We start from the raw sequence: 11,420 nt of genomic DNA on the forward strand, positions 1-11,420 counted from the left end.
CCGTCGGCTCAGGTATTATGCAGAGGTCCGGTGGGGGGTACGCAACCTGCTGGGGCCGGCCCACCCCAGGAAGAGCGCGCGCCGGAGCCGGCGGCGGACTCCCGACCACCTGGCCCGAGGGCATCTCGATGATCACCGGATTCGTGTTGGGCACCATGCCCAGATTGGCGGCCTGGGCCGCAAGCACATCGGTGGTGCTCAGCTGATCCACCTGACCCTGCAGCAGAGCCTGGCGATATCCGGCGGCCTGGGCCTGGGACTGCAATCCCTCCAACTGGTTCTCCTGCTGCTGAATGGATGTGTTGAGAATGAGGATGCCGGCCATCCCCAGGCCCAGGATGGTCAACAGCACGGCGATGAATGGGATGCCCGCCCAGGTGCCCCGCCAGCCGCGCGGCGGCCTCGTGGCGGTGTCAGACCCCTGGTTGGCTCCATCGGAATTCGCGGTGCTGCTCATCGCATGCCCCCGGACGGCGCATCCTCACGGATTCGTCGTACGGCCCTCAACCGGGCGGATCCGGCACGGGGATTACCGGCCAGCTCCTGGGACCCGGGCCGCTCAGCACCTCGGGTCAGCAAGGCGAAACGTGCCTTCATCCCCTCGGGGACGACGGGCAGACCAGCGGGGGCCGAGTCATGGCTGGCCGTGGCGAAGACCTGCTTGACGATCCGATCCTCCAGTGAGTGGTAGGCGAGCACCGCGGCCCGAGCATCACACACCATGTGCTCCAGCATCTCAGGCAGCACCCCCGCCAAGGCAGCCAACTCACCGTTGACCTCGATACGCAGCGCCTGAAATGTCCGCTTCGCGGGGTGCCCGGTGGAGCGCGCCCGGACAGCTGCGGGGATCGCCGACTCGATGACGCGCACCAACCGCGCTGAACTGTCAAAAGGCTCCTGTGCCCGCTCCGCGACGATGGCCCGCACGATGCGAGGTGCCTGCTTCTCCTCGCCGTAGTTGCGCAGCACCTTGACCAACTGAGCGGGCTCGTACTCATTGAGGATGCGGGCCGCGGTGAGCTCGTTGCGATCGTCCATGCGCATGTCCAGAGGGGCGTCCACCCGGTAGGCGAAGCCCCGGTCGGCACGGTCGATCTGCAAGCTCGACAGGCCGAGGTCCAGCAGCATCGCATCGATGCCGGACACACCCGCGTCGGCGAGTACCTCCGGAAGCTCGTCGAAACGGGCCCTGACCAGGTGCACCCGTTCGCCGAACCGGCTCAACCTGGTGGCGGCCAGGGTCAACGCATCGGCGTCCTGGTCGATTCCGATCAGCCGTGCACCGGGACTGGCGGCCAGTACGAGAGAAGCGTGTCCGGCCATGCCCAGCGTGCCGTCCACGTAGACGGCTCCGTCATGGTCCAGCGCAGGGGACAACAGTTCGACGACGCGATCGGCCATCACCGGAATGTGAATGCCCGCGGGATCTGGTGATGGCTCATCCGCCGAGGAGTTCGTCGGCCGCATCATCAGGCCTCCCCCGTGGCAAGACTCCTGGCAATGAAGACTGCGGCATCCGGTTCCAGTCCGGGTGGTCCGGCCACCTGGCACCGGGGAAGGTGTGCCAGGGGGTCAAGCCCGGACTGAAGCCGCACACCGCAGTCAGTGGCCAGCATCATCGGTGAGGATTTCCTCGTTCATCTGCGCGAAGACGTCCTCCTGTGCAGCGGAGTAGGCCTCCCAACCGGCGGCGTCCCACACTTCGACCCGGTTGATGGCACCGACCACCACGATCTCCTTGCCGAGGCCCGCATAGGTCCGCAGCGCCGGAGGGATCGTGACCCGTCCTTGCTTGTCCGGAACCTCGTCGCTGGCCCCCGCTGCCAGCATGCGCTGGAAGTCGCGGACCTGCCTGAGAGTCGCCGGAGCGGTGCTCACCGGCCGGGTCATGGTGACGAAGGTCGCCATCGGGTAGATGGCCAGGCAGCGATCCTGGGACCGCGTGATGACCAGACCCTCAGCGAGTTCGTCACGAAACTTTGCCGGTAGGAAGAATCGACCCTTCTCGTCGAGCTTGGGGGTGTGCGTACCCAAGAACACTGGGTCCCCCTCGCTCCCCGATCGGGGTCAACTGCTCCACTGCGCGCCACATTACTCCATTTCACTCCACTCAACCACCATGAAAGCCCTTCCATGGGGTCAGCCATGCCACCACCGCAGGGCATGAAAAAACCCCGGGCTGATGCCCGGGGATGAGCGGCGTCTCGCAGTGCGTGGCTGCCGCGGGTCGGAAGCGATCAGGCGGTGCCGTCGTCGTTCTGGCGTTTGCGCCAGCGGTCCTCCATCTTGTTCATGAAGGCACCCGAGGAGGGCGATTGCTTCTTGTTCTTGGTCTTCTTGGCACTCTTCGGTGAATCCTGGCTGGCCATTCGCAGGGAGCCGAGACCGAAGATCGCGCAACCCAGCATGACGACGAAACCGACGACACTGACGATGAATGACGTCTGCATGCCGACCAGCAGCAGCACCAGGCCGACGATGAAACCCGCCCCGGCCAGACCGACCCGGCGGCCATGCACCTGCCGTGGCGTCTTGGACGCCCCGAGGGTGTGCGCGAGATGGGGATCGTCCGCCACAAGAGACGCTTCGAGCTCCTCAAGCATGCGCTGCTCTTCATTGGATAGGGGCATCACACGCCTCCTTCACGGCGTTGTCCACTGATATAGCCAGTCTAGGGCGCCCCGGACACGGAAGAAATGTCAATCCCCGCTCAGGTGAATACCGGTGCCGGATGTGGTGTCGTGCACCGGCCCGACACGGACGGACACGACCAAACAGACGACCGCGACGATGGTGGGGACGAGGTAGACCGCGCCGAAAACGGTGCTCCAGTGCTGGCCCAGGTGCAGGGTCGCATAGACCGATCCGGCAAGCCCTACCACCAGCGAATTGCCAAGTCCCTCGCAGACCTGCAGCGAAGAGGTCCAGCGGCCCAGTTGTGCAGGTCTGCTGAGCGTCATGACCGCGAGCGAGGTGCTCGACACGAGCAGGCCCATGCCGAAGCCGGACACCGCATAGCAGGCGATCATCAGCGCGACCGGCAGCACGAGGAGTACGGCACAGCAGAACATGCCCACGACGCCGAGGAGATTCACTGCCGCACCGAGCATGATGATCTGGTCGCGGCGCAGGCCCAACCGGGGCCTGGCCTGCACCCACGAACCGACCGACCAGCCGACGGCACCTGCGCTCAGCATGAAGCCCACCGCATGCAGGCTCAGGCCGTGCGCCTGGGTGAGCACCAGGATCAGGTAGGTCTCCGATGTCATGAAGGCGCCGGTGGCCAGGCCCCGCGATCCGATCACCGAGGGAAGTCCGGGTGCCGCGCGCAGGAATCCGCGCGGCATGATCGCTGGCACCGAGACAGCCAGTGCCAGCACCCCGGCCAGCGCTGCCGCGGTGGCGATCCGGTCCAGGCGATGGCCGGCATATTGGATGAGCGCAGCTCCGGCGGCCGCGGCTCCCGCGGCCCAGATCGGCACCTGCCCTGCACTCCCGGCCCCGGTCCCAGGAGCTGCATTCGAGTACTTCCCGCGGGAGCGCTGCGCGCGATCGGAGCGTGCCACCTCATGCATGGGAGGCCCACCCACCACCAGTCCCGCGGCGAGTACCGGGATCAGGCCCCAGAAGACCCAGTGCCAGCCGAAATGGTCGGTGACGAAGGCGGCCACCGGCGGCCCGACGAAGCTGGGAAGCACCCAGCAGAAGGAGAGCAGGGCCATGATGCGGGGACGCTCCTCGTCGCTGAAGAATCTGCCGACGAGCACCATGAGGGCGACATTGAGGAATCCGCCGCCGAGCCCTTGGATGAGACGCATTGCGAGCAGGACATCCATGCTCCGTGCGGCTCCGGCGCCTGCCAGCCCGGCGGCGAACAACAGGAAGCCGGTGATCAGTGGCACGAGCACACCGATCCGGTCGCAGGCGCGCCCCGCGAGGACGATGCCGAAGACCTGCGCGGTCATGAACAGGGTGAAGGCCCAGTCGTACAGCTCCAGGTGGCCGAAGTGGCTCGCGACCGTCGGCATGGCGGTGAGAGTTCCGTAGGCCTCCGATGCCACCGAGAGCACTCCGATCAGGATCGCCGCGACCAGGGCGCGACGCGAGCTGCGCGAGGCGGCGTGGGAGATCACGACGGACAATCACACAACAAAAGCGGCATGCACCGCAGACTGCGACGTGCGCCATCCCTCAGATGCCGTGCCCCGGTCGGTCTGGAAAGTGGCCATTTGCCCACTGTGCCACCATAGTGGGCATGAGTCAGCTGGCACCTGGATCGCAGTCGCAGACCATCCTCAAGGAGCGCACCCAGCCCGTCCATGAGGAGGGCGACGAGGAGCGCTTCAGTCACTATGTGCCCAAGGGCAAGCTCATGGAGGCCATGGTCAACGGCACACCGGTGGTGGCGCTGTGCGGCAAGGTCTGGGTGCCCACCCGCAATCCTGAGAACTTCCCGGTCTGCCCCACCTGCAAGGAGATCTGGGAGACAATGCGTCCGGGAAAGGACAAGGGCCCGGATCGCTGACCCCAGCCCGCTGGCTATCGCGCCATGCCTCGAACAGCCCGGTATGGCTCCCGGCGGATGTCGGGTTCCAGGTAGATGTACGTGCAGATCGGCTCCGCATCACGAATATTGCGCTCCGCAGCATCGATGACGGCGGAGACATATTCTGCGCTGTCGGTCGGCGCCACGGCGATCTTTGCCGCGACCAGCACCTTGTCCGGCCCCACATGAACCGTCTTCATGTGAATCACCGACTCGATGCCCGGGGTCTGGGTGAGGGCGGAGACGATGACAGCCGTCGTCTCCGGTGTTGCCGATTCCCCCAGCAGCAGGCTCTGCATCTCGACACCCAGCATCACGGCCACCGCGATGAGCAGCAGGCCGATCATGCCCGCGCCGAGGGCATCGAATAGGCCATTGCTGGTGAGCAGCGTAAGACCCACGCCGAGCAGGGCGAAGACCAGACCGAGCAGGGCCGCAGAATCCTCCAGCAAGACCACCGGCAATTCGGGGGCGCGCGCGTCGTGCACGAAACCGAGCAGGCCGACGCCCTCGCGCTGCGCATCGGACTCCCGCAGGGCGGTACGGAAACTCAGCGATTCCGCGATCATGCTCAGGCCCAGCACCACCAGCGGAACCCACCACCAGGCGGAGTTGAGCAATTCATCGGGTTCGCCGCGAGCAACCTCGATGAGCTTGTGCACCGTCTGGTACAGGGCGAACAGACCGCCGACGCTGAACAGCACGATGGAGACCACGAAGGCGTTGATGTAGCGCTGGCGGCCATAGCCGAAGGGATGAATGGCATTGGCCGCGCGCTGCCCACGGCGATTGCCCATCAGCAGCAGCACCTGGTTGCCGGTGTCGGCGAAGGAGTGGATGGCCTCCGAGAGCATCGAGCTGGCACCGGTGAGCAGCCAGGCGATGAACTTCGTCACTGCAATCGCAAGATTGGCCAGCAGTGCGGCGATGGTGGCCCGAGTTCCTCCCCCAGGGTCGACTTCGCCACCGGAACGGTCCCGATGTGTCGGCTCGGCCGCACGCTGCGCGTGCGTGGGGGCGATGGGCACGGACGTCTTGGGCGCCCTGGGATCCTGCGATCCCCTCCGAGCTTCTCCAGGCATCAGATCTGTGGACCACCAGCACTGCCACCGCTGAGCCCGATGCGCACATATGCGGCGCCGTAGAGGCCTTTCTGCAACAGGGTGACATAGCGATCCACATCACTGCCGCGCCCGGCGTCGAGGGTGCAGATCCGCACATCATGGGCTTCCGCGGCTCCGAGGAGCTGGCGGCGCTGGATGGCCATCGCGGGGTTGTCGGCCATGTCGTTGAGCACCAGCAGGACCGGACGCTGGGATTCGTGCAGCTCGTCGGGGTCGGCAAAGGGATCTCTGGGCACGGCACCCTCGATGACCGGAAGGAGCTCCTCGCTGCCGACGGCCAGTGCAGGCCGTCCAGTGGCGCGGCGAAGGGCCTCAGCCACCCTGCGGGAGGCACGAGCGGCCAGCACGGAACCGCCCCATACCAAGGGCAGGGCATCGGCGAGCCCGGCGGCCAGATCCTTGGCGCCATTGTTGGACAGGTCGTGGTAGGGGGAGGACTCCTCGGCGACCATGTCTGCGACTTCCGCGGTGTCGGCCGGCACCACATCGGGGCCGAGCTCGATGTCGTGCAGGATCGACATGAGCACGATGGCGGCAGCAAGCGGATCGCCGGTGGAGGTGGGTACCAGCAGGCTTGAGGATCCCGCCGCGGCCTGCCACACCTTGGAGTTCATCGCGGTGGCCACCAGCAATGCGGCGCCACGGCGATTGGCCTCGGCGGCGGACGAGACGAGAGCCTCGTCGGAGCCATCCTGGGAAGCCAGCACGACGACGAGATCGAGGGAGCCCACCCAGGCCGGCAGCCCGGCGAAGGGCCACGCGACGAAAGGCACCGGGCAGCAGGGTTCCAGCACGGCGCGAACCAGGCGGGACTCCTGCCCGACGATGATGACGCCGCGGGGACGCAGGCCCGCCCCGAAGTCAGGAACGGTCACCGAGTCGGACTCCATGCGGATGCGCGCACCTGCACCGGCGAGGAAGCGCAGGGATTCGTCGGCCCCGGCGAGCACATCGGGATCGTCGAGTGCGGAATCGTCGAATTCAGTCATGTCCATCAGTCCTGATCCACGTGACGGGCCTGGTCCACGAGCAGCACGGGGATGCCGCCCTGCACCGGATAGGCGAGCCCGCACGCGCCATTTGTGCAGACCAGCTCGCCACGCTCGTAGTCGACAGCCAGTTTGGCATGGCAGTCGGGGCAGGCAGCGATGTCCAGGAAGGCCGCCGAGAGATCAAACTCGGATGTTGTCGTCACTGCAGTTCTCCTCGCTCGCGAGTATTCAGACAGCTGGAAGTCAGTCAGGCCGGTAGCAGGTCAAGCGCCGGTTCAGAACCACTGTGAAGCGCCGGAGTCAGCCGCGCCAGGAATTCCAGCGTCTCGTCCGGGCCGGTCACCGCATGACAGGCGACACCGAGAGCCCGAACCGGATAATCGTTGCCGCCCGGCTCCAGCCTGTCCCCGACGAAGAGCATGTCGTCCAGGGAAATGCCCGTGTGGGTGGCCAGCTCCTTCATGCCATGGGCCTTGTCGATGCCCCGCCGGGTGATGTCGATGGAGGTGGAACCACCGGCTCGCACCTCAAGATCCGGAAGGTCCGCAGCAACTGCGGCACGCAGGCGTTCCCGCTTGTCGCCGCTGGGATCCCAGGCCTTCTTGACGGCGACCGTCGCCTGCTGACCCAGGGCCGAGAAAGTGATCTGGGAACCACGGTCCTCGATGCGCCCGCCACGCACGATGTCGTCGGGCTCCCACAGGCCGAGTTGCCTGGCACGGTTCTCCAGCGCCGCGATGGCCGTGTCCCGCTCAGCCTGGCTCAGGTCGTGGGCGTACAACTGCGTCCACCCCCCGTCCCGGAAGCGCATGTAACGAGTTCCGCAGGTCGGCATGATGTGCAACTGGTCCACTTGCGCCGACGCCGGCAGCCGGCGCAGTACCTGCTCCTCCAACTGCGAGAAGCGGCCACCGGAGATGATGCACACGGGACGCACCTCGAGCAAAAGGGCCAAGGCCCTGCACATTTCTGGGGACAGCGCAGACTTCGACGGGGCCAGCGTGTCGTCCAGGTCGAAAGCAACGAGAGCCGGAAAACCTTCACGACAGCTTTTTCCCATGGGCGTCAGCCTAATGCACCTGGCTGGTGACGCTGATCCATCGGGCACGGTGGCCGGCGTTCAGCGCCTCCCGCCCCGGTCGGCGATCACTCGCAGATGGCCCCTGTGGGCAAGCTCGACGACATTGGCCTCGTCCGGCTGGGATGGAAGGTCCGGACCCTGACCGAAACCGATCTCCCGCACGGCATTGGCCAAGGCCAGCAGATCGTCCTCGTCGGGTTCGGGGGCTTCGTCCTCGGCATCTGTGAGCCGGATGACCTCCCAGCCTCGCGGCACGCTCATCGAGTGCGCGTGGGCGCTGCACAGGTCGTAGCTGCCGGGCTCGGCCTGAGCGGCCAGGGGACCGATCACGGCGGTGGAATCGGCGTAGACGAAGGTGAGTGTGGCCACGGCCCGCTCATTGCAGCCACTCCGGGAACACCGCCTGTCCTTCACCGGCAACAGGCTAGTCCTCCGCTGCGACACTCCAGGACATGACACGGCGGAAGTCTGGTGTTGACACGTCTACCCTGGACATCATGCACACCCGCGACCGCCACGGACGCGGCCTGCGTGGGCCGCTTGCCCTGCCGAATCCCCTCACCAGCAGGCCCGTTCCCGTGCCGCACCGGCCGCGCGGAGCCCAGTACTTCCTGATGTGCGTCCAGGACGCCATCGCGGATGTTGCCTCCCACTGTCCAGACGTGATCGACGAGATCGACATCGGCGTCGACGAAGTTCCCGATGCCCGGACGCTGTGGAACAACGTCGGCGAATACGATGCCGTGCCCCTTGCCGCAGCCGTTGAAGCAGTGGGAGGCCGGCATCCTCGGGTGGTGATCTATCGGCGTCCGCTGGAGCGACGGGCCGCCGATCGCGACGACCTGCGGGAATTGGTGCACGAGACCCTGGTGGACCAGATCGTCGCCCTCACCGGGCGCTCCGTGGATGAGATCGATCCTGACGAGGGCGAGGACTGAATCGCACCGTCTGGAATCGCACCGTCTGCCAGACCGCCTGACGGTGCGGGCCGGTCAGACTGCCTGGCGCCGCAGGCACCGTCTCTCGCGCTCTGACAGGCCGCCCCAAATCCCGAACCGCTCATCATGGGCGAGTGCATATTCCAAGCACTGGGCACGTACGGTGCACGACTGGCAGACCTTCTTGGCCTCCCGCGTCGAGCCGCCCTTCTCGGGAAAGAATGCCTCGGGATCGGTTTGGGCGCACAGCGCACGCTCCTGCCACTCCAACGCAGTCTCGTCGTCCGAACTCATGGTGGACAACAATTCCGGCATCAGTCTTCCTCTCAGCACGATCACTTACGGCACGCAGCGACGCTGCCCACAGCCGAACAGGTGATCAACGCGTTGGCGGCGCGCACCCGTACGAACGAATCACAACAGTGAAATTACATGACTGCCGAGGTGTTCACGTCAAACCAGGAAAGTCTTCCGCGATTACTTTCACGGCAGATCTCATCCTCGTCGAGCATGCAGGACCGAGGTATGACCTCTCCGCAGCTGCGGAGAAATGGCGCGGCGAACTCCGCCGATAAGGCCGATAGGGGGCGCTGAGCCTGGGCAGTCGTCCTGCCAGCGGGGTGTTTCAGTGCTCCTCGGACGACGGCGGCAGCCATCGGGATCGCAGCTCACCAGCTGTCGGCGCGATGTCCGGGGAACCATCCTCAGAGGTTGCATGTGCCGCTGCCGATCGGTTGTCCGGGTCCACATCGCCCAAGGACGGCGGTTCGAGCCCGGCGGCCTGTTCGGCGGCGGTCAGCCATGGTGCTCCCGGATGCGCGGGCGAGGGTCCGTGCCCCGCCACGCCCGTGGTTCCAGGGCCGACGTCACCGGAAGCCGGGTGCAGACCCTGGACGCTGCCACCTCGTGTCCAGTTCTGTTCAGGAGGGGCGGCAGCCTGCTCATTGTCAGCTGAAGGGCCCGCGTGATCAGCAGCGGCCGGATCCATACCAGCAGCATCCGCAGCCCTCCCCCAACTGACGCCGGCAGCATCATTGGGCTGCCACACCGGCTGAGTTCCGACCGGCTTCGAGCTCGTTCCGGACACCGCGGCGCGGTGACGGGTGGTGAGGATCCGAGCGATCCGCCACAGCACCGCCGCGACGACAGCCTTGCACAGCACCTCGAGCAGGCCACCGACCACCTCGAGCACGCCGCCGAAGACGGAGCCCGCACCGGCGACCCCGGCGACGAGCAGGAACAAGTCGTAGCCGACGACCACCGTGACGACGATGGCGGCAGTGCGGGTCACGAGCACGGAGCGGTGAATCCGTGGCCGGATGAGGACGCAGCACAGCACCATGGCGAGATCGAGCAGTATCCACACCAGCCCCACAGATGTGGTGATCTGGCGGGCCGAGGCGACGAGCCCGAGATGATCGTGCAGGACCGCCCAGCCGAGTTTGGCCAGGTCCAGCACGACGTAGAGCACCGTCACACCGAGCAGCAACCAGGTAATCGGCTCCCGGAATCGTCTCATGAGCTCAGCCATGTCGAAGTCCTCCCGGTCACCATCATCTCTCGATCCGCAGACGCCACCGTCGACGACACATTCCGGCTCCTGGCACTTCGCCCGGACGATCAGGCCAGCGCGGGGTCGATATCGCGCGCCACCCGGAGCGACAGACCCTTGACTTGCTGGGAGGCCTCCATCGGGCAGGCCATCGTCGCGGTGGAGGTGCGCACCACAACCATCTGGCGCAGCCCGGTGACGGCCAGCACCGAACCATCCGGTTCGGCATTGATCAGCAGGCAACCGGTGGTGTCGTCGGCCACCACGCTCCCCTGCACGGCATTGCCGGAGTCATCGTGCGGAAGCTCGGTGTACAGGCTTGCGAAACTGCCGACATCGGCCCACCGGGAGTCGAGCGCCACCGCGACGACATGCGCGCTGCCCTGCCCGCGGCTCACCGGCTCCATGACGGCGAAGTCCACAGAGGTCTTCTCCAACTCGGGGTAGATGGTGGCCAGCTGGTCCGGATGGGCGGCAAGCCGGAGCACTGCCTCATGAGTTGCCGGCTTGAGTGCCTGCAACTGGCGCAGCAGGGTGGCAGCCTGCCAGACGAACATCCCCGAATTCCACCAGTACTCCCCCGAGCCCAGATAGCGCTGGGCAGTCTGGGCGTCCGGCTTCTCCTTGAACTCGATGACTTCGCTGACCTGGTCGAATCCGGCCACGGTCGCGCCACGGTGCAGATAGCCGAATCCGGTCTGCGGGCCGTCCGGCACGACACCGAAGGTCACCAGGGCGTCAGCATCCTTCTCGGCCACTTCGAAGGCGGTCTTCAGGCGCTGCCCGAACAACTCGACCGGTTCGATGAGCTGGTCGGCTGTCACCATCGCCACCACGGCCTGCGGATCACGGGCTGCGAGCACAGCCACAGGCCAGGCCACCGCATTGAGGGAGTCACGCCCGACCGGCTCGCCCAGCAGATTCTGCGGTGAGATCTCCGGCAGTTGGGCGAGCACCTCGCCGGCATAGGCTGCGCCGGTGCACACCAGCACGTGGCCGGCACCCACCACGGGAGCAACCCTCTCGTAGGCCAACCGGAGCAGACTCTTTCCCCCGATCAGCCGAAGAAGCTGCTTGGGCTCGCCCTGGCGGCTCAACGGCCACAGACGCGTACCGGATCCGCCCGCCATGATGACTGCATATCTCACGGCGTCACGATACCGGCCCGCATTCCCCAGCACCGGCAG

The 11,420-nt window shown here is 66.3% G+C and carries 15 protein-coding genes; 2 read left to right on the forward strand and 13 right to left on the reverse strand.

The features are described from left to right. From ABF648_RS06435 to ABF648_RS06455, 5 genes are all read right to left on the reverse strand, one after another. Window positions 1–457 (reverse strand): hypothetical protein (locus ABF648_RS06435; RefSeq protein ID WP_415631472.1); only part of this gene is annotated, 457 nt, incomplete at its 3' end. Beyond that, window positions 454–1,467, reverse strand: coding sequence for a 16S rRNA (cytosine(1402)-N(4))-methyltransferase RsmH (rsmH, locus tag ABF648_RS06440; protein WP_415631507.1), 1,014 nt, complete (start codon window positions 1,465–1,467; stop codon window positions 454–456). The genes ABF648_RS06435 and rsmH, both read right to left, overlap by 4 nt. Window positions 1,468–1,602: 135 nt before the next feature. Next, on the reverse strand, window positions 1,603–2,040 hold the full coding sequence (mraZ, locus tag ABF648_RS06445) for a division/cell wall cluster transcriptional repressor MraZ (RefSeq protein ID WP_415631473.1): 438 nt from the start codon (window positions 2,038–2,040) through the stop codon (window positions 1,603–1,605). A 197-nt stretch (window positions 2,041–2,237) separates the two neighbouring features. Beyond that, complete coding sequence (locus tag ABF648_RS06450; protein ID WP_415631474.1) at window positions 2,238–2,630, reverse strand: DUF3040 domain-containing protein; 393 nt, start codon at window positions 2,628–2,630, stop codon at window positions 2,238–2,240. A 69-nt stretch (window positions 2,631–2,699) separates the two neighbouring features. After that, window positions 2,700–4,133 (reverse strand): MFS transporter, encoded by a 1,434-nt coding sequence (locus tag ABF648_RS06455; protein ID WP_415631475.1) that lies wholly within the window; start codon window positions 4,131–4,133, stop codon window positions 2,700–2,702. A 122-nt stretch (window positions 4,134–4,255) separates the two neighbouring features. On the opposite strand from ABF648_RS06455, the gene ABF648_RS06460 reads away from it, so the two are divergent. Then, a complete protein-coding gene (locus ABF648_RS06460) occupies window positions 4,256–4,525 on the forward strand; it encodes a DUF3039 domain-containing protein (RefSeq protein WP_415631476.1) in 270 nt (89 codons plus the stop codon). A 14-nt stretch (window positions 4,526–4,539) separates the two neighbouring features. Here ABF648_RS06460 and ABF648_RS06465 read toward each other — a convergent pair whose 3' ends face one another. Genes ABF648_RS06465 through ABF648_RS06485 form a run of 5 tightly spaced genes read right to left on the reverse strand, consistent with a single transcriptional unit; the run spans window position 4,540 to window position 8,202 of the window. Beyond that, the gene (locus tag ABF648_RS06465; protein ID WP_415631477.1) at window positions 4,540–5,574 is read right to left on the reverse strand and encodes a cation diffusion facilitator family transporter; all 1,035 of its coding nucleotides are present in this window, start codon (window positions 5,572–5,574) and stop codon (window positions 4,540–4,542) included. 53 nt (window positions 5,575–5,627) lie between these two features. Beyond that, on the reverse strand, window positions 5,628–6,659 hold the full coding sequence (locus ABF648_RS06470) for a hypothetical protein (protein WP_415631478.1): 1,032 nt from the start codon (window positions 6,657–6,659) through the stop codon (window positions 5,628–5,630). A gap of 5 nt (window positions 6,660–6,664) precedes the next feature. Further along, the gene (locus ABF648_RS06475) at window positions 6,665–6,865 is read right to left on the reverse strand and encodes a Trm112 family protein (protein ID WP_415631479.1); all 201 of its coding nucleotides are present in this window, start codon (window positions 6,863–6,865) and stop codon (window positions 6,665–6,667) included. A 44-nt stretch (window positions 6,866–6,909) separates the two neighbouring features. Beyond that, entirely contained in the window at window positions 6,910–7,722 is an 813-nt protein-coding gene (locus ABF648_RS06480; protein WP_415631480.1) for an HAD-IIB family hydrolase, read from the reverse strand. A gap of 60 nt (window positions 7,723–7,782) precedes the next feature. Further along, a complete protein-coding gene (locus tag ABF648_RS06485) occupies window positions 7,783–8,202 on the reverse strand; it encodes a DUF3499 domain-containing protein (RefSeq protein ID WP_415631481.1) in 420 nt (139 codons plus the stop codon). A 38-nt stretch (window positions 8,203–8,240) separates the two neighbouring features. Here ABF648_RS06485 and ABF648_RS06490 point away from each other — a divergent pair, with 38 nt between their 5' ends. Beyond that, window positions 8,241–8,681, forward strand: coding sequence for a metallopeptidase family protein (locus tag ABF648_RS06490; RefSeq protein WP_415631482.1), 441 nt, complete (start codon window positions 8,241–8,243; stop codon window positions 8,679–8,681). A gap of 54 nt (window positions 8,682–8,735) precedes the next feature. Here ABF648_RS06490 and ABF648_RS06495 read toward each other — a convergent pair whose 3' ends face one another. From ABF648_RS06495 to ABF648_RS06505, 3 genes are all read right to left on the reverse strand, one after another. After that, entirely contained in the window at window positions 8,736–8,996 is a 261-nt protein-coding gene (locus tag ABF648_RS06495) for a WhiB family transcriptional regulator (protein WP_415631483.1), read from the reverse strand. Between the two features lie 310 nt (window positions 8,997–9,306). Next, on the reverse strand, window positions 9,307–10,212 hold the full coding sequence (locus ABF648_RS06500; RefSeq protein ID WP_415631484.1) for a hypothetical protein: 906 nt from the start codon (window positions 10,210–10,212) through the stop codon (window positions 9,307–9,309). A gap of 89 nt (window positions 10,213–10,301) precedes the next feature. Continuing rightward, window positions 10,302–11,381, reverse strand: coding sequence for a mannose-1-phosphate guanylyltransferase (locus ABF648_RS06505; RefSeq protein WP_415631485.1), 1,080 nt, complete (start codon window positions 11,379–11,381; stop codon window positions 10,302–10,304). Window positions 11,382–11,420: the final 39 nt, after the last annotated feature.

Source organism: Propionibacterium sp. (assembly GCF_047719395.1).
GTDB lineage: Bacteria > Actinomycetota > Actinomycetes > Propionibacteriales > Propionibacteriaceae > Propionibacterium.

Bases quoted from the DNA above. Each gene is read 5' to 3' on its own strand.
- rsmH (WP_415631507.1), bottom strand. From the start codon at position 1,467: ATGCGGCCGACGAACTCCTCGGCGGATGAGCCATCACCAGATCCCGCG.
- ABF648_RS06450 (WP_415631474.1), bottom strand. From the start codon at position 2,630: ATGCCCCTATCCAATGAAGAGCAGCGCATGCTTGAGGAGCTCGAAGCG.
- ABF648_RS06460 (WP_415631476.1), top strand. From the start codon at position 4,256: ATGAGTCAGCTGGCACCTGGATCGCAGTCGCAGACCATCCTCAAGGAG.
- ABF648_RS06470 (WP_415631478.1), bottom strand. From the start codon at position 6,659: ATGACTGAATTCGACGATTCCGCACTCGACGATCCCGATGTGCTCGCC.
- ABF648_RS06480 (WP_415631480.1), bottom strand. From the start codon at position 7,722: ATGGGAAAAAGCTGTCGTGAAGGTTTTCCGGCTCTCGTTGCTTTCGAC.
- ABF648_RS06490 (WP_415631482.1), top strand. From the start codon at position 8,241: ATGCACACCCGCGACCGCCACGGACGCGGCCTGCGTGGGCCGCTTGCC.
- ABF648_RS06495 (WP_415631483.1), bottom strand. From the start codon at position 8,996: ATGCCGGAATTGTTGTCCACCATGAGTTCGGACGACGAGACTGCGTTG.
- ABF648_RS06500 (WP_415631484.1), bottom strand. From the start codon at position 10,212: ATGGCTGAGCTCATGAGACGATTCCGGGAGCCGATTACCTGGTTGCTG.